Genomic DNA, 24,530 nt, shown 5'->3' with positions numbered 1-24,530 from the left:
CATGCCGTTCAACGTGCGGCGGCAATAACGGAATGGGCTTGGGGAGCAGGTTGGGCGGCAACGTCCGTGTGGTGGCCGGTATCGGCTGAGGTATCGACATAGCCGCCCCCCAGATCCGAAGCCAGCGCGATCTGCTCGTCGCGACGATCCATCTTCAGATTGGCGATGGCTTCGTCGGCGTTCAGCGCCGTGACGTCGGCATTGAGCACCGTGAGCTGATTGGTCAGTCCGCCCTTGTACTGCAGGATCGCGAGCTGGTCGGCGTCGCGCGCCGCCTGCTGCGCGGTTTGTGCATCGGCGAGCTGCGCGTCGTTCGAGCGGATCTGCGCGAGCTGCGTGGCCACGCCGCTGAGCGCCCCAATGAGCGTCTGGTCGTACGCGGCCACCGCATAGTCGAACTCCGCGTAGCGGCCCTTCAACTGCGCACGCAGTTCGCCACCGTCGAAGATCGGCAGATGGATCGCTGAACCCACCGACGCTGTGCGGCTCGCGGCAGTCAGGAAGCGGCCGAAACCGAACGCGTCGAGGCCCAGCGCGGCGCTCAGGTTGATGTCCGGATAGAACTCGGCCTTCGCTTCTTTCACCTCGTGCGTGATCGCATCCACGCGCCAGCGCGCCGCGACGATATCGGGGCGGCGGCTCACGAGGTCGGCGGGCAGGTTGTCCGGCAAACGCACTTCGTCGCCCACCCCAAGCGTTGGCCGCGCGATCGCGAGTCCGCGGTCGGGGCCCTTGCCCATCAACGCTGCCAGCTGGTAGCGCGTGGTCAGAATGCTGCCGTCCAGCGCACTCACGCGCGAGCGGCTTGTCGCCAGGTTTGCCTGCGCGGTCTTGCGCTCCACTTGCGTGTCGAGGCCCGTGGCGATTCGGCCCGCCGTGATGCGGTCGATCTGCTCGCGGCGCGTGACTTCTTCCTGCGCGATATCGCGCAACGCGTAGAGCCGCGCCAGCTGGTTGTAGGTGCGCGCGATCGAGGTATCCAGCGTGAGCTTGACCATCTCCTCGTCGGCCTCGCTCGCAGCGGTCTGCGAAACGGCGGCCCGCAGCGCCTCGCGGTTCTTGCCCCACAGATCGAGATCGTAGGATGCGGTGAGCAGGCCCTTGTTTTCGGTCTGCCACGAGCCGGCGTACGGCGGCGGAATCAGCGCCGTGCTGCTGTACTGCTGGCGCGAGAGCGAGTAGCTGGCGTCGACGCGCGGCAACGTATTCGCCTTCGCGGTTTCGCTATAGGCTTGTGCCTGCGCCACACGCGCCTTGGCCTGCTCGACCGTCGGGCTGCCCTGCAGCGCTTCGGCAATCAGCGCCTTCAACTGCGCGTCGCCAAACTGGTCGACCCAGTCGGCGGACGGCCAGTGGCCCTCTTCTTGCGGCAGGCTCTGCGCCGTTTCGAACTGTTGTGGCTTGGCCATCTGCGCATCGCTGTGGATGCCCGCATAGTTTGCGCACGCCGCCAGCGCGGCCATGGCGATTGCCGATACACCCAGCTTCAGCGTACGGGCACCGATGCTTGATCTATAAGTCTGCGTTTTCATTTTCTGACAAATCAGATTAATGATCGAAAAAAAGCGCGGCACAACGGCCGCACCGTTCAGTCGTCTGTGAACTTGCGAAGCAGGCGGTTCAGCTCGGCAAACTCCGCCTTCGTGAATTTGCGCAGGCGGGCGTTCAACACATGCGGCGCGACTTCCGGAATCTGCGCCGCCGTTGCCTGCCCCTTTACCGTGAGGTGCAGATTGACCACGCGGCGGTCGTCTGCGTCGCGCGAACGCTCCAGCAGACCTTTGGTTTCCAGCTTGTCCAGCATGCGCGTCATGAGGCCCGTATCGATACCGAGCAGTTTCGACAGTTCGAACGGCGTGGTCGCCACACCCTGCTTCAGCGAAAGCAGAATACCCATTTGCTGGCCCGTGATGTCGAGGTCCTTGAGCGCCGCGTCCATTTCCGCGACGACCAGATTGCGCGCCTTGACGATCCTGAAGCCGACACTTTCCGTGAGCATGAAATTTCTCGTGGTGTAGTGGTCCATCGCGACATCCTCCGTGTTACAGATTACAATATCTGCATTATCAGATATTGTCAAGAAAAACACACGAGACGGGACTGCCATCGGGACCGGGTTCAACTGCACTATTCAATGTCCGCCAGCCGCTGCCGCGCCCGCGCCACCGCCCTTGACCGGTCTCGTCACCCAGATCAGCGGGATGATGACGATGAAGATCACCGCCGATATCCAGAAGATGTCGTTCAACCCCAGCATGGTGGCCTGCGCGTTGAGCGAACTTTCGTAAAAGGCCGTGGCCTTCGGAACGCCGCCGCCCAGCGTCGCCTGCAGGTGCGCAATCGCGCTGGTGAAAGCGGGATTGTTCACGCTCGTTTGCTCGGTGAGCCGGGCGTGATGGAGGATCGTGCGGTCGTTCCAGGCATTGCTCATGAGCGACGTGCCTACGGCGCCCGCGAAAATGCGCGCGAAATTGGACAGGCCCGCGGCTGCCGGAATCTCGTCGGGCCGCAGCCCCGAGAGGATGATGCCGGTGAGCGGCGTAAAGAACAGCGCCGTTGGTATGCCTTGCAGCAGCGTCGGCAGAACGAGCGTCCAGGCATCGACGCCAGTCGTGTAGTTCGAGCGCATGAAGAACACGGCGGCGAAACCCACGAACGCCAGCGTGGCGAGCACCCGCAGGTCGGAGCGCGGCATGACCTTGCCCATGACGGGGGCGAGGATCACGGCGAAAATCCCCAATGGCGCGGTCACCAGCCCCGCATCCACCGCGCGGTAGCCGAGAAAGCCCTGGATCCACTGCGGCAGGATCACGAGGTTTGCAAAGAAGATCGCATACGCAACCGAGATCGCAATCGTGCCGCCAAGGAAGTTGCGTTTGGCGAACAGCCGCAAGTTGACGATCGGCTTTTCCTCAGTCAACTCCCAGATCAGGAAGAACACGAAGCTGACTGCGGCGACGATGGTGAGCGCCCAGATAACCGGCGAGCTGAACCAGTCGAGATCCTTGCCCTTGTCGAGCATGATCTGCAGCGGCGCCACCCAGGCGATGAGCGAGATCAGCCCGACCTTGTCGATTGGCAGTTTGCGGGCCGGGGTCTCGCGGTCGCGGTAGATCGCCCATATCGCGCCAGCGGCGAAGAGGCCAACGGGCACGTTGATGTAAAAGATCCATGACCAGCTGTAGCTGTCGGTGATCCAGCCGCCGAGCGCCGGGCCCGCAATCGGTCCCACGGTTGCTGTCATCGCCCACAACGCCAGCGCGTTCGAACTCTTTTCCTTCGGAAACGAAGCGAGCAGCAAGGCCTGCGAGAGCGGCACCAGCGGCCCCGCCACCGCGCCCTGAACGATACGGGCCACGAGCAGCGTGAGCAGGTTCGGCGCCAGACCACATGCTGCCGACGAGAGCACGAACAGCAGGATCGCCCAGACGAACAGCTTGACCTGGCCTACGCGCTGCGTGAGCCACCCGGTCAACGGAATGGACACGGCATTGGCCGCGGCAAACAGCGTGATGACCCAGGTGCCTTCGTCAATCGACACGCCGAGATTGCCGGAGAGCGTGGGAATCGCAACGTTTGCGATCGACGAGTCCAGCACGTTCATGAAAGTGGCGAGCGCCACGGCGAAGGTGCCCAGTGCGAACTTCAGGCCAGTCAGCTGGGCGAGCCCGCCTGGGTTGGTCGATGGGTTCATGTTAGGTTCTCTCGTCTGGATGCGAATGTCCCGTCAAGCTCGGGCCGTTATCTGACATGTCTGATAATTGGGTAAAAAAAAGCCGCCTTAGCCATGGAGCAATCTGGAAAGCAGCGTTTGGCGCCTCGTCGACGTTTCGTCGACGCGCGAGGGCCGCTCGGTCGCGGCCCGCAACTCATATGTTGCCCCGGGGAATCTTCATTGACGGGATCGTTCATCGATTGCCCTCCTCGATATCTGATTCGGAATATATCTGACATTGCAGATTAATGCAACCAAGTTCCCGGAGCCGTACGCGACGAGTCAGCGCCTCGAACTGGCGCGGCCCCCCCCTCCGCGCGCGACGCGATACACCGTGTAAAAACTGATGTGAGCGGCAAGCGACTATCGACGCCGTACTTCACAGCTATATTGTTTCGGCAGAGATTTGCCCCGGATCGTCACCCTCTTTCCTCAGGAGAATCGAAGCATGACTGACAAACCGCTTACGCTGGGCATCGATCATGTCGGGTTGACCGTACGCGACCTGAACCTCACCCGCGACTTTTTCGTGGATTGTCTGGGCTGGAAACAGGTTGGCGAAAGGCCCAGCTATCCTGCTGCGTTCGTCTCGGACGGGCACGTCATGTTGACGCTCTGGCAAGTGACCGACCCGAGCCGCCTTGTCGAATTCGACCGCAAGACGCACGTGGGCCTGCATCATCTCGCCTTGCGTGTAGGCAGCGAAGAAGCGCTCAACGAGGTCTTCTCGCGCGTTTCTGCGTGGCCCGGCGTGAAAATTGAGTTTGCGCCGGAAAACCTCGGGCCGGGCCCAAAACGCCACACCATGGTGTACGAACCGGGCGGGATCAGGCTCGAATTCGACCACGATCCACGCTCGCAAGCCTCCTGAACCTCGCACCCACTCGCCAGCGGCCAGACGGTCGCTGCGCACCCCACCTTTCCCCTTATCCAGATTGACCCGCACGTGTGCATTCACGCGTCGCGGTCGCCGCTATTTAATCAGTAATCCGTAGTTAATAAAGCGCCAATCCGATGACTTTTCCGCGTGACGTCATTGTGCCCGGCTTGTACCCATTTGTTCCTGCGACTCACAACTGTTTGTCCGCCCTCTGTGTTCAAAACAGGAGCGCCGGTGCGTAAATTGATCGACATCGGAGCAGCAAGCCCGATCAGATAGAGAGTCCAACTTACTTCGAGGTTGATATGAGCCAATCCCCCAAAGTCGTCGTGATCACAGGTGCATCACAAGGTATCGGTGCCGAAACGGCCAAGGCATTCCGTGCACTCGGCCACAACGTGGTCGCGACGTCGCGCAACATCAAACAGACTGACGATAGCAATCTCGTCGCAGTGGCCGGCGACATCGCCGACCCGGCCACGGCTCGCCGTGTCATCGAAACGGCCGTCTCGCGTTTTGGCCGCGTCGATACGCTCATCAACAATGCGGGCATTTTCCTGGCGAAGCCGTTCACGCAATACACAGCGGAAGACTACGCCGCGATCACGGGCATCAACCTCGGCGGTTTCTTCCATATCACGCAGCTCGCGATTGCAGAGATGGAAAAGCACGAGAGCGGTCATGTTCTCAGTGTCACGACGACACTCGTCGATCACGCAATCGACGGCGTACCGTCGGTGCTGGCCTCGCTGACCAAGGGCGGTCTCGCCGCCGCCACGCGCTCGCTCGCTATCGAGTATGCAAAGCGCGGCATTCGCGCGAACGCCGTGTCGCCCGGCATCATCAAGTCGCCGATGCACGCGCCCGAAACCCACGCGGCGCTTGGCGCACTGCACCCGATGGGTCATATGGGCGAGATGAGCGACATCGTGAACGCCATCCTCTATCTCGACTCGGCCCCGTTCGTGACGGGTGAGATCCTTCACGTAGACGGCGGCCAGATCGCCGGCCACTAAGCCGCGCCGGGCATCACCGATGCCAACGAGGAGCGCCGCGCGCCGGCGCTCCTTCCACGGATCATCATCAAGGAGAGCGAAATGCCGATCGTCACCATTCAAGTCACACGCGAGGGTACCAAGCCCGGCACGGATTCCGTCACGGCGGACGAAAAGGCCCAGCTCATCAAGGGCGTGAGCCAGCTATTGCTCGACGTGTTGAACAAGCCGCTCGAGGCGACCTTTGTCGTCATCGAAGAGGTGCCAACGGAAAACTGGGGATGGGGCGGCCTGCCCACCGACGTCTACCGGCGACAGAAGGGACTCATCAAGTAAAGGTGCGCGGCCTGCCCGAGAACAGGCTTCGCGCACAAATGCACCGGACGCATAGTGGGTGGTCACGCCTTCAATCGATGTCCATCGTTCAGCAGGGAAAGCATCTCGGAAAGCGGGTCCATTGCGGTGCGACTCTCAGGTTCCGCACTCCGTAATCGCGCTGTAAACGAGCGTGCGCAACTGGCGGCGAATCGGGTACGCAGTCGAAGGCAGGAGTTGCGTGAGAAACAGCACGATCATGTCCTCGCGCGGATCGACCCAGAAGAAGGTGCTGGCCGCGCCGCCCCAGAAAAAGTCGCCCGCGCTGCCCGGAATCAGTGTGGATGCGGGCGCAATCGTCGTGGCGAAGCCCAGCCCGAAACCCACGCCTTCGTAGGCCGCTTCGGTGAACATCGAGCGCGAGAGGCGCGGCAGGTCGACACCGCCTGGCAGATGGTTGGCGGTCATCAGCTGGACGGTCTTCGGCCCGAGCAAGCGCACGCCGTCCAGCTCGCCGCCGCCCAGCAGCATGCGCGCGAAGCGCATGTAGTCCGCCGCCGTGGAAACCAGGCCGCCGCCGCCCGAAACGAACGAAGGCGGCTCGCGATACGGGCTCGTATGAGGATCGTCCTGCAGCGTCGGCCCCCGATCGGAGACGACCTTCGAGCCGAGCGCGCCGATGGCATAGCACGCGCAGAAGCGGGACACTTTCTCTTGCGGCACGTAAAAGGCCGTATCGAACATGCCGAGCGGGTCGAAGATGCGCGCTTTCAGAAAGTCCTCAAAGGCCATGCCGCTGACCTTGCCGACGAGATAGCCGAGTACGTCCGTGGAAACCGAATAGTTCCACGCTTCGCCCGGCGAGAATTCCAGCGGCAGCGTGGCCAGCTTCTCGATCATTTCGTCGAGCGTGCCTGCGGTTGCCAGCTCACCCACCTTGAGCTTGCGATACGCCGCGTCAACGTTGGTGTTTTGCTGGAAGCCGTAGGTCAGGCCCGAGGTATGGCGCAACAGGTCGACCACGCGCATCGGGCGCGCGCCCGCACGCGTCTGGAAGCTCTCCATGAAGCCGCCCGCGTACACGCCAAGCTTTTCCCATGACGGGATGTACTTGCTCACGGGGTCGTCGAGCGCGATCTTGCACTCCTCGACCAGCATCATGATCGCCACCGACGTAATGGGCTTGGTCATCGAGTAGATGCGGAAGATCGAGTCCTCGGCCATGCGCGTCTCTCGTTCGCGATCCGCGAGACCCAGCACCGAGTTCAGCGCGAGTTCGCCACGCCGCCACACCTGGGTGACGGTGCCGGCGAGCGTGCCGGCGGCGACGTAGTTCTCGTCGAGAAAACGTTCGATTCGCGCGAGCCGCTCACACGACATACCCTGCTTTTCCAGACCTTCCCTACCCATGACTTCTCCTTTACCGGGTTGACCGAGCCAATTCCGAATGGATGGATTACATGCGATGCGCGCCACAGTATCGGTCATTCGGCGCGAAGTTGCGCAGCGCTGCATTGCGTTGTCCAGCACGACGCCACATTGTGGCGCTCGCGGCGCATGCAAACCGCATCGATCCAAAGCACGATTGAAATTCGTTTTTTTCGCGCCTCGACACGCAATATGTGTGGGGTACACTACCGGGCGACAAAATACAGAACGACAGCGGGGGTGGCAGCCATGGGCGAAACGGAAATACATTCCTGGCCCGGGAAAGCGTTGTTTCGCGCATTTCCAAAGGACCCTGAAAAAGAGCAGGCCGTACTGCGCATTACGCTCGGTTCCGTCGTGCTGCTCGCCTACCTGCTTGCCTGCTCGATCTATCGCTCGACGCATGTCTACGCAACGCTTCTTGCGGTCACCGCTTATGTGGCGTTCGGCGTCATCACATATGTGGCGGTAACCGTCGCGCCGGCGCGCTCGCTCGTGCGCCTCGCGCTCTCCACGTTCGCCGATCAGGCCATCGTCACCGCCGCGCTGGCCGTGGGCGGCACGGCCGCGCTGCCGCTGCTGTGGGTGGCCTTCTGGTTTCTGGTTGGCTCGGGCTGCCGCTATGGCCAGCGCATGCTGGGCCTTTCCTGTGTCGTCGCGCTCGTCGGCATCATGGGACTCATGCACTGGCAGCCGTGGTGGCACGCCAACATCGCGGCCGGGCTCGGCATCGCGCTCAGCCTCGTGGCGACGTCCATTTATCTGGCGGTGCTCGTGCACCGGCTGGAACGCCAGGCGTCGACCGATCCGCTCACCGGGCTCTACAACCGCGTGCGGCTCGAGCAGGCCATTGGGCGCACGCTCTTTACGCGCGTCGGCGAAGTCGATCGCACCGCCATGCTGCTCGTCGATCTCGACGGCTTCAAGGAAGTGAACGACTCCTTCGGGCACGCGGTAGGCGATGAACTGCTGCGCAACTTCGCCGCGGCTTTGGAGCGCCGCATGCGGCGCGGCGACACGCTCGCGCGCCTGGGCGGCGACGAATTCGTGGTGCTGGCCCGCCACGTCTACGACAAGAACGACGCGCTCACGGTCGCCAACAGCATCCACGCGATTCTCGCCAACATGCGCACCGTGAGCGGCTATCCGGTCACGGTGTCGTGCAGCATTGGCGTGTGCCTGCTCACGGAAGGCACCGGCAGCCGCTCGCTCGACGCGCGAACCTTGATGCGCGCCGTGGACAGCGCCATGTACCGGGCCAAGTCGCGCGGCATGGGGAAGACGGAGTTCGTCGATCCGGTCGGCGTGGTGCCCAGCGCGGTCTGACCCCACTGACTCCCGCCACGTTCGGAAATAAACGGCTTGCGCCGTGCCCGTGCCCGGATTGTTCTTGCCGCGGAAACAGTGAATTCGTTTCTTAGGTATTTACCCTAGTCCCTGACCCTCCTACACTGCCTCCATCGCTGCAGACATCCCCGTCGGCAGCTCAAGAAGAAAGTAAATCTGGAGGTTATGTCATGAAATCGCTCGTCCAAGCCGTTGTTATCGCTGCCGCCCTCGCCGCTCCCGTTGCCGTGTTCGCCCAGTCGAACCAGCCCGTGACCCGCGCACAAGTCCGTGCAGACATGATCCAGGTCGAAAAGGCCGGCTTCAATCCGGCACGTTCGAACCCCAATGAATATCCGGCGAACGTTCAAGCCGCTGAAGCTCGCGTGGCTGCGCAAAATAGCGCAGTCGGCGGCGTGAACAACGGTTCGTCGCAAGCCGGTCAAGCCGCGCAGTAAGCTGTAAGGCTGAATAAGCCACGCTTTAAGGTTGTTGCCTTCTGGCCCGCCATTGCGGGCCAGTCGCATTTCTGGCCTTACGCCGGGACGCGCAACACCACTTCTCCCTCACCTGCCGGCAACTGCACGACTACGCCTGATTCCCCGGCGAGCGACTTCAGTCCTCCGGCGTCGCGCAGTTCGGGCCATTGCCGCAGCGTCATCGGCAACGGCGATTTCACGCCGTCGTAACACACAGTCAGCGTGTCGCCGCGCCGGGTCACGCTCACGTGAGTGACGCTTGCGCCGCGCTCGTCGCGCAGCGTCGCTGCCGCGCTCGCGCCATCGGCCAGCTCGAACAGATGCAGTTCGCTTCGCGACGCGTAGTCGTAATCGGGACGCTGGTCCTCGGTCCCGATCGCGAGCAGCGTATTCGGCCGCACGTACACCGGCAGACTGAGAAACCCGTGCCGCTCGCGCAGCCACCGGCCGCCCTCCACCTGCCGGCCCGTGAACAGATGCGTCCAGCGCCCCGCCGGCAGCCAGAAGTCCACGTCGCCCACGGCATTGAACACCGGCGCCACCAGCAGCGAGTCGCCGAGCAGATATTGGCGGTCCAGATGATCGCAGGCCGGGTCCTCCGGAAACTCCAGCAGCATGGCGCGCAACACGGGCGTGCCGTGATCGACCGCCTGTTGCGCGGCGTCGAACAGGTACGGCATGAGGCGCGACTTCCATTCGGTGAAATGGCGCACCACGTCCACGGCTTCGTCGTCGAACAGCCATGGAACGCGATACGACTTGCTGCCGTGCAGGCGGCTATGGCTCGACAGCAGTCCGAACGCGCACCAGCGCTTGTAGACGTCGGCGGGCGCCGTGTGCTCGAAACCGCCGATATCGTGGCTCCAGAAGCCGAAGCCGCTCAAGCCCAGCGAGAGGCCGCCGCGCAACGTCTCGGCCATCGATTCGTAGGTCGCGCTGCAATCGCCGCCCCAATGCACGGGCAACTGCTGGCTGCCCACGGTGCCGGAGCGCGCGAACACCACCGCCTCGCCCTCGCCGCGCACTTCGCGCAGCACGTCGAACACCACCTTGTTGTAGAGGTAGCTGTAGTAGTTGTGCATCTTTTGCGGATCGGAGCCGTCGTGATAGACCACGTCGGTGGGAATGCGCTCGCCGAAATCCGTCTTGAAGCAATCCACGCCCATTTCCAGCAAGCGACGCAAATGGCCCGCATACCACTGCGCCGCAGCGGGATTCGTGAAGTCGACAATGCCCTGGCCAGGCTGCCAGCGGTCCCACTGCCACACGTCGCCGTTGGGCTTGCGCAGCAGGTAGCCTTTCGCCATGCCCTCGGCGAAAAGCGGCGACGGTTGCGCGATATACGGATTGATCCACACGCAGATCTTCAGCCCGCGTGCCTTGAGCCGCGCGAGCATGCCCTGCGGATCGGGAAAGGTCTCGCGGTTCCACTCGAAATCGCACCAGTGGAAGGCTTTCATCCAGAAGCAGTCGAAGTGGAACACATGCAGCGGGATACCGCGCTCCGCCATGCCGTCGATGAAGTGGTTCACCGTGGCTTCGTCGTAATTCGTCGTGAACGAGGTGGTGAGCCACAGGCCGAACGACCACGCGGGCGGCAGCGCGGGCCGGCCGGTGAGTTGCGTGAAGCGCTCCAGCACGGTTTTCGGCGTGGGGCCGTCGATCACGTAGTATTCGAGCCGCTCGCCTGCCACGCTGAACTGCACCTTCGCGACTTTCTCGCTGGCCACTTCGAACGAAACGTTTTCCGGATGATTCACCAGCACGCCGTAGCCGCGGTTGGTCAGATAGAACGGCACGTTCTTGTACGCCTGCTCGGTGCCCGTTCCGCCGTCGCGATTCCAGCTTTCGACCACCTGACCGTTCTTCACGAACGCGGTGAAGCGCTCGCCGAGGCCATAGACATTCTCGCCAACGCCGAGATCGAGGCGCTCGAACATGAATGCGGCGCCCTGCTGGCTGGCGTCGTGAACCTGGCCGCTCGCGCGAAAGCCGCTGCCGGTGATGCGCTCGCCGTCGCGCAGGAAATCCACCGACCAGTCGCCCGACTTCACGATACGCACGGTGAGCGAGCCGCTTGTCAGGCACGCCTCTTCTTCGGTGTTCTGCGTAACGATGTCCGTGCTCGCATGCTTGAGCGCGAAATGCGGTCCGCGATCGACCACGCCCGCGAAATGCTCGACGCGCACGCCAATCACGCCGCTTTGCGGCGAAAAGAAGCGCCACGTAAAGAGGCCCGTGTCGAGTTGCCGCTCGCGGTTCGAAACGTCGCGCGGCGCGACGTGCACGAGCAGTTCGTCGCCGACGATCTCCACGCTGTGCGGCGACGCTGAGTACGAGACGTTCAGACCGTCCCGGATCAACCAGTTGCCATCGCTGATTTTCATTTAGATGTACTCATAGCTTATTGAACAGCTTGTCCAGATTCACTTGCGGTTTGGCTACAGCGCCCGCTCGGTCTTCCTGTCGAACACGTGAATGTGCTCGCCCGAAATGTCGAGCCCGAGCGCTTCGCCGCTGCGCATGGCGCATACGCCGGCCTGCGCGATCATCACGGGCGCCGCGACGCCATCGAGCTTCGCCGCGATGAAGTTCATGGAGCCGGTGGTCTCCACGGTGTCGATCACGCCGCGCAGGCCGCGGGCCTCGCGGTGCAACGTCAAATGTTCGGGACGCAAACCGATCCAGACTTCCGCGCCCGCTGGCAGCGAACGCCCAAGGTCCAGCGTCTGCAGGCTCGCGCCTTGTGTGCCGCCGAACTGTGCGCTGCGCCCGTCCGGCCCGATCACGGCCTCGATGAAGTTCATCGAAGGCGAACCGATGAAGCCCGCAACAAAGCGGTTGGCAGGCTGGTGATACAGCGTGAGCGGCGCGCCCTGCTGCTCCACTTGGCCTGCGCGCATCACGACCACGTGATCGGCCATCGTCATCGCCTCGATCTGGTCGTGCGTGACATACACCGAAGTCGCGGAAAGACGCTGGTGCAGCTTGCGGATTTCCGTGCGCATATGCACGCGCAGCGCCGCATCGAGATTCGAGAGCGGTTCGTCGAACAGAAATACCTTTGGGTTGCGTACGATTGCGCGCCCCATCGCCACGCGCTGGCGCTGACCGCCCGAAAGCTGTCGCGGCATGCGCCCGAGCAGCTGGTCGAGGCCCAGCGTGCGCGCCACGCCGTCTATGCTTTCGCGAATGACCTGAGGTGCAGCGCGCCGCAGCCGCAGCGAGTACGACATGTTCTTTTCGATGTTCATGTGCGGGTAGAGCGCGTAGCTCTGGAACACCATCGCCACGTCGCGCTTGCGCGGCGGCACGTCGTTGACGACCTGGCCGTCGATACGCAGCGTGCCGCCCGTAATCTGCTCGAGCCCGGCAATGGTGCGCAGCAAGGTGGACTTGCCGCAGCCCGAAGGCCCGACCAGCGCGACGAAACACCCTTCGGGCACACTAATGTCGATGTCCTTCAACACCTGCACGGCTCCGTAGCTCTTGCTCAGGCGCTCGATCTGTATGCGATCCACAGCGATTCTCCGTATGCGTTACTTGAGCGCGCCGGCCGTCAGCCCGGCGACGATCTTGCGTTGCAGCAGCATGAACGCCACGAGGATAGGCGTGACGAAAATGGCCGAGTAGGTCATGATGCCGATCCAGTCGACCTTGGTCGCGCCGACGAATGCCGAAAGGCCCACCGTGGCGGTCTGATACTGGTCGTCGAGAATCAGCGAGCGGGCGTACACGTACTCGCCGAACGATTGCAGGAACACGAGAATCGCCGAGACGAGAATGCCGTTGACCGCGAGCGGCAGAATCACGCCGAAGAACGCGCGCGCCGGCGTGGCGCCGTCCACGAGCGCCGCGTCGCGCAACTCGCGCGGCACCTGCACGAAGCTCGGGCGGCACAACACGATATAGAACGGCAGCGTCTTGGTGATCTGCGCGAGCACGACGGCCAGACGCGGCGTATCGAGCAGGCCGAGGCTCTTGAACGCCGTGAAGATCGGCGTGACCATGAGGCTCGAAGGCAGCGCCTGGAGCACCAGCACCGCGAAGATCGCGAAACGGGTCCAGCGGTTCTGCACGAACGCGAGCGCGTAGGCCGCGCCGGTGCCGACGAACACGGTCACCGCCACCGTGCCGCATGCGGTCACGAACGAGTTCCACAAGAAGCGGCCCATGCCGCTGCTGCTGAACACCTGCCACAGATGCGATTGCAGATGTTGCGGCCAGAACGTGGGCGGATACTGGAACATTTCGCTCGCGTTCTTGAACGCGGTGATGTACATCCAGTACAGCGGGAACAGATAAACCACCGTGACACACAGCGCGATGGCGAACAGCACATAGCGCTTCATGCCAGCCTCCGCAGGGCCGCCCCAAGGAGGCTGGCCGCCCCCCTGGGGGGCCGTGAGCGCAGGGAGCGTGGGGGCTGTTTCATCTCACACCATCCTTTCATTGCGAGTGGAGCGCACATAGATCACCGCGACGATCAGCACGAGCACCAGCATGACCGTGGCCACCGCGGAGCCCGCCGACACCTCGAAGGTCTGCAGGGAAAGCTGCCAGGACCAGTACTGCGCCACGAGCGATGAATTGGCCGGACCGCCTTGCGTGAGCGCCGCGATCAGGTCGAACTGCTGCATTGTCAGGATCGCGCCCAACGCGATCACGGCGCCGAGCGTGGCTTTCATCATCGGCAACGTGATGCCGACGAAGCGTTGCAGCGCATTCGCGCCGTCGAGTTCAGCCGCTTCATAAAGGTCGGCCGGAATGGCTGCGAGTCCGACCGAGAGCAGCAGCATGTTGAACGGCACGCCAAGCCACACGTTCGCGGCGATCACCGCATAGAGCGACCAGTGCGGGTCGGAGAGCCAGAAGATTTTCTCTTGCAGGATGTGCGTTTGCATCAGCACGTGATTGAGCACGCCATAATCGCCCGCGAAAATCAGCTTCCAGATCACGCCGACCACGAGGCCCGGCATGATCCAGCCCGCGAGAAAGAGGCCGCGCATGAGGCTCGAAAACGGAAAGTCCTGCGCGAACAACAACGCCAGCAGAAAGCCGATCACCACCTGAAAGACGAGCGACAGCCCAACGAACAGCACCGTGTTCACGATCACCTGGTGCATCTCGGGACGGCTGAACACATCGCGATAGTTCGCGAGCCCGACAAACGGCCGCAACAGCGTGGCAGGCGCCATCAAGTCGACCTGCTGAAACGACAGCACGATGTTGTAGATCAGCGGCAAGCCCGCAAACACCAGCAGATACAGCAACGCGAACACCGCCAGCGAAATCTCGAAGGCATGGGCGCGCGGAAAGCGGCGCAGCAGCCCCGCTGCAGGGTCGCGCGGAGCACGGCGCAAAAGTGTGTTCATGGCGGTCATTGCTCAAAGGCGGGCCAGCGCCCGAAGCACAGCTGTCCCTCGGGCGGCAACCTCAATGCCATACTTCATTCGGAATGCTTATTTAGCCGCGGCTTGAACCGTCTGTGCGTCCGCCGCCATTGCCTGTTGCGGCGTGGCCTGATGCGTGAGCACGGACTGGACCGCGTCGGAGATCGACTTCGAGATTTTCGGCCAGTTCGGGTTCGGACCGCGCGGACGGGCGTACTGCATCTGCTCGTTGAACACCTTGTATGCCTGCGGCCACTTCGGGTCCGGCGTCACGGTGTCTTTCGAAGGCGGCAGCATGCCGAATTCGTTCCAGTCGCGGCCGCGCTGCGCATACATGTACTCGAGGAACTGGAACGCCACGTCCGGGTTCTTCGCGCCGCGCAGGATCGCATGATTCTGCTCGCCGAGCGCCGAGGCGCGCGGGCCGCCCGCCTTCTCTACCGGCAGGAGCGCCACGCCCCACTTGAACTTCGCGCCCTTGTCCACGGCGCCCAGTTCCCACGGACCGTCGATGTCCATCGCGGCATTGCCGTTGATGAACGTGGCCGCCGCCTCCGACTGGCTATGCGTGAGCGTGTCCGGCGAGGCCACCTTGCTGTCCAGCAGTTTCTGCCAGAAGGCCGCCGCGCGCACCGCGCCCGGGTCGCTCATGCGGTCCCAGTCGGCGCCCGCGGCCTGCACGAACGGCAGGAACTGGAACACGCCCTCTTCCGTGTTGATGGCGGAAAACGCGAGACCGTACACGCCTTTCTTTGCGTCGGTGAGCTTTTGCGCGTCGGTATAGAGTTCGTCCCACGTTTGCGGCGCACGCTCGGGATCGAGCCCGGCGGCCTTGAACATGTCCTTGTTGTAGTACAGCGCGAGCGTGTTCGTGCCGCGCGGAATGGCGTACACCTTGCCATTCCACGTGGCGTTTTTCAGCGGGCCGGGGAAGATCTGTTTCGCGTCGATCACCTTCGACTTCGCGAGGTACGGACCAAGATCGAGCAGTGCGTTCTTCGAAGCGAACATCGCCGTGTTCGGGTTGTCGACCGGCACGACGTCCGGCATGTTGCCGGACATCACGGCGCGCATGGTTTCGTCGTTGAGCGCTGCAAAACCCACCTTGCGGATCTGCACCTGGACATCGGGATGCAGCTTCCCGAATTCCTGCGCCATTTTCGCGGTGTAGTCGTCCGGCTCGTCCACGGCCCAGACCGAGAGCGTCGCGGCGTGCAGCGACGCACAGGAAAGCGAGAATGCCAAACCAATGGCCGCGGATGCGGCAAGTAGCTTCTTCATGCTGTCTCCGTTTTCGCGCGTTGGGAATCGCGCTTTGTTTCAGGCTCTTTTCTGTGGCGGTGCGGGAGCCGTCTCGTTCGGTTCGCGTTATCAGGCCTCGGTCTCATGACTTCGTGCCGCGGGAACCGCGTTTTCCGGAAACGTTTCCGGAAACAGGCAAATAGTTGCTTGTGAGGCAGGCGCTGTCAAGACAGCCAAGCGAAAATCACAATGTCGATTCGCGGAAACCGCAATACTTTGCGCGGCGTTGCCGGGCTGGCCATTAGCGTTGAACGGCCTCGGGCGTCACGATGTCGTCGTCGCGCTCGCGCAGCGTGAGCGGCCACAGCAGCGGCTCGCGCGCAGCGCGGTAGGCGTCGCCGATATCCGGGAACTGCGCGAGCAGCGCCTGCGCGAGACGCTGTCCGAGGCCATACGCGTCGAGTGTGAAGCCGGAGAGGCGCGGAGCCAGGTATTCCGACACTTCGCCCGCCAGCACGCCGCCCGAAATCGCCAGATCGCGGCCCGGCGCCCTGCCCGTTTCGTGCAGCTTGCGGTACGCGCCAATCGCCATGCAGTCGCTCTGGAACATCAGCGCGTCCGGCGGCACGTCCAGGTTGAGCAACGCTTCGGTCGCGAGATAGCCACCGCGCTCGGAGAGTTCATTGCGCTGCACGAAGCCTTCGGGCACCGGCAGCCCGTGCTTCTTCATCGCTTTCTTCCATGCGCGCAGGTAGATATGCGCCTGCATGGCGTCGCCGCCGGGAATGGCAAGGGCAATACGCCGATGCCCTTGCGCCACGAGCCGCTCGACGCCCTCTGTCACGGCCGCCTCGAAGTCCAGATCGACCCATGCATGCTCGCCGCCCGACTCGCTGCGGCCGAGCGCCACGAACGGAAAATGGCGGCTCGCGACATAATCGAGCCGCTCGTCGTGCTTGCGCGTGCCCGCGAGAATTACGCCGTCCACATGCCGGCGATCGACAATGCGCCGCAACCGCGCGAACTCGTCGTCCCACGACTCGCTCGAGTACATGACAAGATCCATGCCGTGGCGCGACAACACCGACTGCAGACCGTCCGCCAGCTTCATGAAAATGCCGAGCGTGTAGGTCTCTTCTTCGCGCCGCACCGGCAGCATCAGGCCGACGATGTCGAGCCGCCCCCGGCGCAAGCTAGCGGCCGATTTGCTGGGTGCGTAGCCATGCTCGAGCGCGGCGGCACGCACGCGCTCGCGCGTTTCGGCGCTCACCTCGTCGCTGTCGTTCAAGGCGCGCGACACGGTCGAAACAGACAGCTTCAGTACTTTGGCGAGTTCCCGAATACCCATGCGCTGGTGTAATGATGATTGGAATCAGTCCGGGCTCGCGGAGCCGGCACGGTGCGAAACATCATAACCGTAAGTGACCGAAGGGCCGAAGCAGCCGAAGAAACAAAAACAGCCAGCGGACGATTTTCACGTCCGCTGGCTGTTGGCTATGACTTCATGCTTCCCGGCTACTGCGTCGAGAACACCGATATCCCGCCATTCGGAAATGCCGATGCACCGGGCTGGTATGGCACGAAGACTTCGCCCAGGCTGCTGTCGATGCCAACCGAGTGCGCGCCCGTTCCCACCGCCACGGTATAAATGAGCTTGCGCGTCGCGCCGTCGATGACACCCATGGTCGGCGTGAAGCCCGACGCCGCCGCGGTGCCGCTCGTGACGTAGTGGCGCGCTGGCAGGAAATAGCGGTTCGACGAGGGATCGTATGCCACCTGATCCACGCCGCCAAATGGCACCGACGCGAGTTGCGCGCCAGTATTGCGATCGAGTATCAGCGTGATGAGCGGGTCACCCGCCGAAGGATCGCAGCCAATCAGCACGTCGCTGTTTGGACCGAGCGCGATGCCTGCAGGCCCGCATTTGCCGAGCGGAAACGACTTGCTGACTGCTGGCGTGCCCGATGCGACCGAACTGGCGGTAATCACGTCGAGTTCGCCATCGGGGTTAGCGGCCGTTCCGTCGTTGTTGATGAGGAAGTTCTTCGACACCGGGTCGTATGCGCAGGCTTCGAGACCGGATGAGCCGTTAAAGACCAGCTTGTTCACGACGGTCTGCGTCGTGGTCGAGATGAAGGTCACGTAGGGCGGCGTGTCGCCAGGGCTCGCAAACATGATCAGATGGTCGTCGGGATCGTAGCAGCCTTCGTCCACGCGCGAGCCGGACGTGCTGATGGGGATCGTCTTGACCGTTTGCATCGCGGACGTATCGACGACTTTCACGTTATCGACGTCGCCCACATACAGCGTATGCGTTCCCGTCACGCCCACGATGCCATCCGGCCCGGAGGCATCGGTATTCGCGCCCACGCCAGTGAAGTTGCCGGAAATCTGCGCAATAAGCGCGTGCGATTTGGTGTCGACGACATCGACAGACTTGTTGTTACGATCGGCCAGATAATACTTGCCCGCCTCCACATAGCCGATGTCGAAGCTGAACGCAGGGCTCGTGGTATTGGGCACGGCAATGTTCGTGAGCAGTTTGGGCGCGGACGGTGTGGCCGCGGCCGAAGTCGGGTTCGAACTGGAACTGTCTCCTCCGCCGCAACCGGCAACGGCTACGGTGGCTATCAATAGAAAGGCCAATAACGGTTTATTCATCAGTCGGCTCCTTTGAGTAGCAGAACAAGTGGGTCAACACGAATGCCTCACGGAATCTGCGGGAGCACATCGATGACTTGTCATCGCACTGCGGCTCACGTCATCCATGTCCTTGAAGCGGCCAAATGGCAGGGCTTCGATCTGGACGTAAGAATGCGCAAGGAACGGTAATCATGCACAACAAAGAAATTGATCGTTTCCATATAAAGGCATCTATGAATGTATGGCTGCGGAAATTTTTCGACCAATGAATTACGCGAACTTAGTAAGTTTTAATTCACGCATTTGATTTTGAGAACAAAACTCAGAATTGATCAGAGGGGGAAGATAATCGGCGCGTGCTGCGTCGCGCCATCTCCCGCATCGCACTGCAGCAAGGGAGTCTGGGCGCGAGCTTCAACTCGCCTTTGAGGATTTGATGCGCGGGCACATCGATAGGCCCGGCTCGACACACGCGCGCGTTGCGCAGCGCGACCTGTGCGCTCATGTAAGGCGCGGTTGTGAATTCGAAAGCGCTATAGGCAGTCAGTCGAATGTCATGCCGAGAGAAATGAAAGAGAGGCCAGGGAAAAGCCTGGCCTCTGGATGATTCACGACGAATATAAGCGCGAACGAATCAGAAGTTATTCGCCAATCTAGCCGTACTCAAAGCGGCACATCCTCGATCAACTGCGCTTTCAACGCACGGATGCGCTGATCGACGAAATAGCCGCCGCCTTCCGTATAGCGAAGGTAAAGGCGTCCGCACAGTGTGCACTTCCAGACACCGCAACGGTTATACGGAAAGTACCGGGGCGCGATCGGCGCGCTCTCCGACCAGTAGCCGGTTTCCCCCGGCAGATGTTCGGCAAAGGTCGGCTCGGCTTCGTCGGCGCATACGAGCGTGCCGATCTGTTCCAGTTGCCGCTCGTCGAGCGAAAGCGGTTGCGATTGCCAGCCATCGAGCGGCGTTTTCGTGCAGGTGCACGGCGGCGGGTCGGTTCGCTCCGCGTGTTCGGCGAGTTCGCGCAGCGCGGCAGCGTCAAGGTATCGGGTCATGGAGCAAGAATGGATCTGCGGTTGAGCCAGGGAGCGCACAGGCTCCAGCGCGCATCTTAACGCCTGGCGCCACGAGAGATCGTCAAACCCCGCTTCTCATGCGTTCGATATGCGGCATCACCCAAGCGCGGTCGAAGCGGCCTTCGGCTATCGCCTGCAATGCGGCGGCCTCCTTTTCGCCCTGCTTGCGCGCGCCCGCAATCACGGTTTCCACATCTTCGGGGGCGATGGCGAGCAAACCGTCCTCGTCGCCGACGATGATGTCGCCCGGGTTGACGACCATTCTGCCGATGGTCACGGGCACGTTGATTTCGCCGGGTCCGTTCTTGTAGGGGCCGCGATGCGTCACGCCGCGCGCATAAACAGGAAAGTCGCGCTGCCGAAGTGCGCCAACGTCGCGGATCGCGCCGTCGATCACGAGTCCCTGTACGCCAAGGCTTTCTGCATAGCTCGACATGATGTCGCCCATCAGCGCCTGGGTCACTTCGCCTGCGCCGTCGATCACGAGCACGTCGCCCGGCCGGCAGAAGTCGAAGGCGCGATGAATGGCGAGATTGTCGCCGGGCCGCGTGCGCACGGTAACGGCCGTGCCCGCCATCGGCTTGGCCTTGTGGAACGGCTGCAAGCCGAGAATGCCGCTCGAGCGCGCCATGTTATCGCTCAGGAGCGACACGGCCAGTTCGCGCAACACGGCGAGCGTAGCTTCGCTGGCCTGGGGAGCGGATGCGTTTTCGCGCCAGCCGATCGGGTTTGCATTGTGATTCATTTCGTCATCCCTTCCAGTGCGGTTTGTCGTTCGATCTGCGCGGAAAGGCGGCTGTACACCGCGCGCGCGTTGCCTTCGTAAATGCGTTGCCGGTCGGCGTCGCTCAGCCATTCGATCGCGTCGATATAGCGGCGCGTGTCGTCGTAGTAGTGCCCGGTTTCCGGGTCGATGCCCTGCACCGCGCCGATCGTCTCCGAGGCGAACAGGATGTTCTCGACCGGAATCACCTTGGCGAGCAGGTCGGAGCCCGGCTGGTGGTACACGCAGGTATCGAAAAAGACGTTCTTGAGGAGATAGTCCTTCAGGAGCGGGCGTTTCATGTCCTGCGCCAGGCCGCGATAACGCCCCCAGTGATACGGCACCGCGCCGCCGCCATGCGGAATGATGAAGCGCAACGTCGGGAAGTCGGCGAAGAGGTCGCCCTGCAAGAGCTGCATGAATACCGAGGTGTCGCCGTTGATGTAGTGCGCGCCCGTGGCATGAAAGTTAGGATTGCATGACGACGAAACGTGAATCATGGCGGGCACATCGAGTTCGACCATGGCCTCGTAAAGCGGATACCACGAGCGGTCCGTGACCGGCGGCCCGGACCAGTGCCCGCCCGATGGATCGGGATTCAGGTTGCAGCCCACGAAACCCAGTTCCTCCACGCAACGCCGCAACTCGGGAATGCAGTTCTCCGGCGACACGCCCGGCGCCTGCGGTAGCTGGCAAACGCCCACGAAATGCTGCGGGAACAGCGAGCACACGCGGTGCACGAGGTCATTGCATTCGCTGGACCAGTGCGCATTGGCCGCTTCGCCCGCCTGGTGGTGCCCCATGCCGGCGGCGCGCGGGGAGAAGATCGTCAGGTCCGTGCCGCGCTCGCGCTGAATGCGGCGCTGGCCGTTTTCGATGCTCTCGCGAATCTCGTCGTCGGTGATCGACGGGCGCGGCGGCACCGGCGTGCCGTCCTTGAGCGCGGCAATCTGTTGCGCGCGCCAGGCTTCGTGCTGGGGCGGCGAGGTCGTGTAGTGACCGTGGCAGTCAATGATCATGTAGCAATTCCATCAGGGGTACGGACGATTGAAGTCAGCTTTCCGTCGCTTCATCGCGGCCAACGAGCGCGCGGTTCGAAGCGGCGTTCTCGGCAGGCTTCACGCGCATCACAATGGCAATGAGCGTGGCGACTACGAGGAAAGCGGCGATGGTGAGCAGCGCGAGCTTGAAGTTGCCGGTGGCGTGACGCACGAGACCAATGCTCCACGGCCCCACTACGCCGCCGAACTGCGCGATCGTATTGATGAGCGCAATCGTCGCCGCGCCCGCCGCGCCGGTTCTGAACGAAGCGGCCAGACTCCAGAACAGCGGGTTGCCCGAATAAATGAAGAGGCCTGTCACGCAAAGCAGCGCATATGCAAGCAGCGGATTCGGCGCATATGCGCTGCCTGCAATCGCGAGCGCGCTCATACCATAGACAAAGGCGAGGTGGTACTTGCGGTCGCCGCTGCGGTCCGAACTGCGGCTCACGAGGAAGGTGCCCAGCACGCCCAGGAGCGGCGGAGCGGCGGAGAGGAAGCCCACTTCGATATTGTTGAGATGGCCGAGGCTCTTCACGATCTGCGGCAGCCACAGGAAAAGCCCGTAAATGCCGACCAGCGCGCAGCCGAACAGACAGGCAAGGCTCCATACTCGAATGTCGCTTGCCACCTTCAGCAGCGGGAAATGCCGATGGCCGCCAAGCGCCTCGCGCTCCGTGGCGAGCGTGGACTCGAGCCATTGCTTCTCTTGCGCTGAAAGCCAGTCCGCGTCCGCGGGGCGCTCGGTCATGACGCGCAGCGTAATGAGGCCGAGCAGCATGGCGGGCACGCCTTCGAGAATGAACATCCACTGCCAGCCGTGCATGCCGAGCAGGCCGTTCGCATAGGTCATGAGCGTGGTCGAGAGCGGGCCGCCCAGCACGGCCGAGAACGACCCCGCGATGATGTACCCGCCTACGGCGCGGGCGCGGTAGCGCTCCGGAAACCAGTAGGTCAGATAGACCGCAATACCTGGCAGAAAGCCCGCTTCCATCACGCCAAGCAAAAAGCGCAGCACGTAGAAGCTCGAGGCGTTGAACACAAAAGCCGTTGCGGCCGCAACGGCGCCCCACGTGAGCAGAATGCGCGCGATCCAGCGGCGCGCGCCGAAGCGGTGCAGCAGCAGATTGCTGGGCACTTCCAGCAGCATGTAGCCGATAAAGAAAATGCTGCCCGCGAAGCCGAACACGGCCGGGTCGAAGCCCATGTCCGAGTTCATGTCGAGCGCGGCGAAACCGATATTGATACGGTCCAGATAATTGAAAAACATCATGCAGAAAAGCAGCGGCACAAGCCGCTTGTAAACCTTTCGCATGGTTGCTGCTTCGTCGATGTGACTCATGCTGTCTCCGCCTCATGGCGACGGGCGGTGCCGTCGCTGCATCGTTATCGGCCGGGAGCGTTGATCGCTGCCGGCGGCACCTCACGAGACCGGGCGCCTGAGTTTCGATAATAAGAAGCGGGGAGCGTCGAGTCCAAGACGCGATACTTATGCTTCTATAAGCGTGCGCTTATAGTGTGGCTGCAAGCGGCGGCGGCAGGCATTCGAGAAACGCGCGCAGATGCGGCGAGGCGTCGTCGCTGCGGAACGTCGCCGCCAGCACGGTGCGCTGCGCAGCGCCGGGGCCGTCGAGGTGGCGCGCCACGACGTCGGCGCGGCCATTTCGCGCCACCGACTCGCCCACCACGGTCACGCCAAGCCCCGCCGCCACGAGCGCGATGGCGGTCTGGATCTCGTAGGCCTGGTGCGCGACGAAGGGCGTCACGCCCGCGTCGCGGTAGAGCGCCTGCACCGTGCGCTTGAACTGCGCGTTCTGATGCTTCGGATAGAGGATCAACGGCGTATCGGCAAGTTCGTCGATGCGCACCTTCTTTCGTTTGGCGAGCGGGTGATCGGACGCCATCAACACCACGAGCCGCTCGCGCAGCAGCGGCAAGGTCGTGTAGCCGGGCACGGGCACCGGCTGCCGCCCGATGCCGATATGGATGCGCATGTCGCGCAAGGCGTCGGTTTGCTCGTCGGTCAGCATTTCGAACAGCTTGAGTTCGACTTGCGGATACGCCTGATGAAACGCCTTGAGCGCGGGCGGCAGGACGCTGTACATCGACGAGCGCGTGAAGCCGACACTGAGCCAACCGCGCCGGCCAACGCCGATCTCCAGCGCGCCGTGTGTCACCTCGGCGAGCGAACCGAGAATCTGCCGCGCTTCGGTGGCAAGGTACTGGCCGGCTTCGGTCAGCCGCAGCGGGCGGCGCGTGCGATCGATCAGCTGCGTGCCCACGCGGTCCTCCAGGGCGCGTATCTGCTGGCTCAACGCCGGCTGCGCGATATGCAGACGTTCCGCGGCGCGGCTGAAGTTCAGTTCTTCGGCGAGTGTCACGAAACACTGCAGGCCCCGAAGCTCGTTCATCTCGTCGTCTCCGTGTCGCTTAGAGGGTGTTAAGCATTTAAGGTCAGGGTTGACATCCTGGCAGTATGCCAAAACGTAAGCCCTACCCAACGGATGCATCGGATGAAGCGTGGTATTTCACCGCTCCGCTCCTGACCTTGATGAACAAGCGCCTCGCGGTTCCCGAGAGACGTCACGGTATGTCACGCTGCGCGTGCCGCCTCGAATTGTGGGCCCCGCCAAAATCGATAGTGAGGGGTTATAGCAGTCACCATGGCCGTGAAGTCTCTAGATGTTGACGGAGCACAGACCGCGCACTTTGGGTTAGCGCTAGCTTTGCGATTTCCTTAATCCATGGAGATTCGCCGATGGCCGGCACACATACTCACTCGCACCGCCCGATCAAACACCAGAAGCATCCGTGGTCGGAGAAGTCCGTCAGCATCGTCCCACTGACGTCACAACTCGCCCTTCGCGACGCAATGGCCAAAGAAGGCATTTCATTGGCGGATTACAACGATCTTCTATGGATCATGGCACAGGAATCGGCGGGCGTTGTCGACGCGCGTAACGGTGCTTCGACGGCGCGCGGCCTCTTCCAGCTGCTCCATGCACAGTATGATTTGAATCCGCGCGGCGAGGCATCATTCGGAAACGCAGTTGAGGAATGCCAGGGCGGAATCCGCTACATCTATGGGCGTTATCACACGGCGCGCCGGGCGCGCGATTTCTGGCAAAGTCACCACTGGTATTGAGGCCATGCGTACGCAATCAATAACCGTTACGTTGCTATTCCTGTGTGCGTTCCCATTTATTGCCCACGCTCAGCAACCGCCCAGGTTTG

22 protein-coding genes are annotated in these 24,530 nt (G+C 62.6%); 6 read left to right on the top strand and 16 right to left on the bottom strand.

The features are described from left to right. Positions 1–8: 8 nt before the first annotated feature. The 3 genes from U5A65_RS32415 to U5A65_RS32405 all read right to left on the bottom strand — a co-directional run bounded on the left by U5A65_RS32415 (position 9) and on the right by U5A65_RS32405 (position 3,694). Positions 9–1,532, bottom strand: a complete 1,524-nt coding sequence (locus U5A65_RS32415; protein WP_321948904.1) for an efflux transporter outer membrane subunit — start codon at positions 1,530–1,532, stop codon at positions 9–11. A gap of 56 nt (positions 1,533–1,588) precedes the next feature. Then, positions 1,589–2,026: a MarR family transcriptional regulator gene (locus U5A65_RS32410; protein WP_321948903.1), complete on the bottom strand. Its 438-nt coding sequence runs from the start codon at positions 2,024–2,026 to the stop codon at positions 1,589–1,591. Between the two features lie 105 nt (positions 2,027–2,131). Further along, positions 2,132–3,694 carry a DHA2 family efflux MFS transporter permease subunit gene (locus tag U5A65_RS32405; RefSeq protein WP_321915011.1) on the bottom strand — a complete coding sequence of 521 codons (1,563 nt, stop codon included), beginning with the start codon at positions 3,692–3,694 and terminating at the stop codon, positions 2,132–2,134. 469 nt (positions 3,695–4,163) lie between these two features. Here U5A65_RS32405 and U5A65_RS32400 point away from each other — a divergent pair, with 469 nt between their 5' ends. The 3 genes from U5A65_RS32400 to U5A65_RS32390 all read left to right on the top strand — a co-directional run bounded on the left by U5A65_RS32400 (position 4,164) and on the right by U5A65_RS32390 (position 5,926). Beyond that, on the top strand, positions 4,164–4,586 hold the full coding sequence (locus U5A65_RS32400) for a VOC family protein (RefSeq protein ID WP_321915012.1): 423 nt from the start codon (positions 4,164–4,166) through the stop codon (positions 4,584–4,586). 314 nt (positions 4,587–4,900) lie between these two features. Beyond that, the gene (locus tag U5A65_RS32395) at positions 4,901–5,611 is read left to right on the top strand and encodes an SDR family oxidoreductase (RefSeq protein ID WP_321915013.1); all 711 of its coding nucleotides are present in this window, start codon (positions 4,901–4,903) and stop codon (positions 5,609–5,611) included. Positions 5,612–5,692: 81 nt separating this feature from the next. Further along, positions 5,693–5,926 carry a 4-oxalocrotonate tautomerase family protein gene (locus tag U5A65_RS32390; RefSeq protein WP_321915014.1) on the top strand — a complete coding sequence of 78 codons (234 nt, stop codon included), beginning with the start codon at positions 5,693–5,695 and terminating at the stop codon, positions 5,924–5,926. 135 nt (positions 5,927–6,061) lie between these two features. On the opposite strand, the gene U5A65_RS32385 is transcribed toward U5A65_RS32390, so the two are convergent. Continuing rightward, entirely contained in the window at positions 6,062–7,315 is a 1,254-nt protein-coding gene (locus U5A65_RS32385) for a serine hydrolase domain-containing protein (protein WP_321948902.1), read from the bottom strand. A 267-nt stretch (positions 7,316–7,582) separates the two neighbouring features. Between U5A65_RS32385 and U5A65_RS32380 the strand changes: the two genes are divergently transcribed. Beyond that, on the top strand, positions 7,583–8,659 hold the full coding sequence (locus tag U5A65_RS32380; protein ID WP_321948901.1) for a GGDEF domain-containing protein: 1,077 nt from the start codon (positions 7,583–7,585) through the stop codon (positions 8,657–8,659). Positions 8,660–8,850: 191 nt separating this feature from the next. After that, entirely contained in the window at positions 8,851–9,117 is a 267-nt protein-coding gene (locus U5A65_RS32375; protein ID WP_321915017.1) for a DUF4148 domain-containing protein, read from the top strand. Positions 9,118–9,194: 77 nt separating this feature from the next. On the opposite strand, the gene yicI is transcribed toward U5A65_RS32375, so the two are convergent. The 12 genes from yicI to U5A65_RS32315 form a co-directional block, all read right to left on the bottom strand. After that, complete coding sequence (gene yicI / locus U5A65_RS32370; protein WP_321948900.1) at positions 9,195–11,525, bottom strand: alpha-xylosidase; 2,331 nt, start codon at positions 11,523–11,525, stop codon at positions 9,195–9,197. 54 nt (positions 11,526–11,579) lie between these two features. Then, entirely contained in the window at positions 11,580–12,659 is a 1,080-nt protein-coding gene (locus U5A65_RS32365; RefSeq protein ID WP_321948899.1) for a sn-glycerol-3-phosphate ABC transporter ATP-binding protein UgpC, read from the bottom strand. An 18-nt stretch (positions 12,660–12,677) separates the two neighbouring features. Continuing rightward, complete coding sequence (locus U5A65_RS32360) at positions 12,678–13,490, bottom strand: carbohydrate ABC transporter permease (RefSeq protein ID WP_321948898.1); 813 nt, start codon at positions 13,488–13,490, stop codon at positions 12,678–12,680. Positions 13,491–13,574: 84 nt separating this feature from the next. Continuing rightward, entirely contained in the window at positions 13,575–14,513 is a 939-nt protein-coding gene (locus U5A65_RS32355) for a sugar ABC transporter permease (protein ID WP_321915021.1), read from the bottom strand. Positions 14,514–14,600: 87 nt separating this feature from the next. Then, on the bottom strand, positions 14,601–15,812 hold the full coding sequence (locus U5A65_RS32350) for a sugar ABC transporter substrate-binding protein (protein ID WP_321948897.1): 1,212 nt from the start codon (positions 15,810–15,812) through the stop codon (positions 14,601–14,603). A 262-nt stretch (positions 15,813–16,074) separates the two neighbouring features. Beyond that, a complete protein-coding gene (locus U5A65_RS32345; RefSeq protein ID WP_321915023.1) occupies positions 16,075–17,121 on the bottom strand; it encodes a substrate-binding domain-containing protein in 1,047 nt (348 codons plus the stop codon). A gap of 167 nt (positions 17,122–17,288) precedes the next feature. After that, positions 17,289–18,434 (bottom strand): hypothetical protein, encoded by a 1,146-nt coding sequence (locus tag U5A65_RS32340; RefSeq protein ID WP_321938899.1) that lies wholly within the window; start codon positions 18,432–18,434, stop codon positions 17,289–17,291. Between the two features lie 645 nt (positions 18,435–19,079). Then, positions 19,080–19,472 (bottom strand): hypothetical protein, encoded by a 393-nt coding sequence (locus tag U5A65_RS32335; protein WP_321948896.1) that lies wholly within the window; start codon positions 19,470–19,472, stop codon positions 19,080–19,082. 82 nt (positions 19,473–19,554) lie between these two features. Then, positions 19,555–20,238 (bottom strand): RraA family protein, encoded by a 684-nt coding sequence (locus U5A65_RS32330; RefSeq protein WP_321938897.1) that lies wholly within the window; start codon positions 20,236–20,238, stop codon positions 19,555–19,557. After that, positions 20,235–21,275 (bottom strand): amidohydrolase family protein, encoded by a 1,041-nt coding sequence (locus tag U5A65_RS32325; RefSeq protein ID WP_321915027.1) that lies wholly within the window; start codon positions 21,273–21,275, stop codon positions 20,235–20,237. Before U5A65_RS32325 ends, U5A65_RS32330 begins: the two co-directional genes overlap by 4 nt. 34 nt (positions 21,276–21,309) lie before the next feature. After that, a complete protein-coding gene (locus U5A65_RS32320; RefSeq protein WP_321948895.1) occupies positions 21,310–22,638 on the bottom strand; it encodes an MFS transporter in 1,329 nt (442 codons plus the stop codon). Positions 22,639–22,807: 169 nt separating this feature from the next. Further along, a complete protein-coding gene (locus U5A65_RS32315; RefSeq protein WP_321915029.1) occupies positions 22,808–23,707 on the bottom strand; it encodes a LysR family transcriptional regulator in 900 nt (299 codons plus the stop codon). A gap of 347 nt (positions 23,708–24,054) precedes the next feature. Between U5A65_RS32315 and U5A65_RS32310 the strand changes: the two genes are divergently transcribed. After that, positions 24,055–24,441: a hypothetical protein gene (locus U5A65_RS32310; RefSeq protein ID WP_321915030.1), complete on the top strand. Its 387-nt coding sequence runs from the start codon at positions 24,055–24,057 to the stop codon at positions 24,439–24,441. Positions 24,442–24,530: the final 89 nt, after the last annotated feature.

The sequence above is a fragment of the Paraburkholderia sp. J10-1 genome (assembly GCF_905220165.1).
Taxonomy (GTDB): domain Bacteria; phylum Pseudomonadota; class Gammaproteobacteria; order Burkholderiales; family Burkholderiaceae; genus Paraburkholderia.
This window is presented reverse-complemented; position numbering and strand designations above follow the sequence as displayed.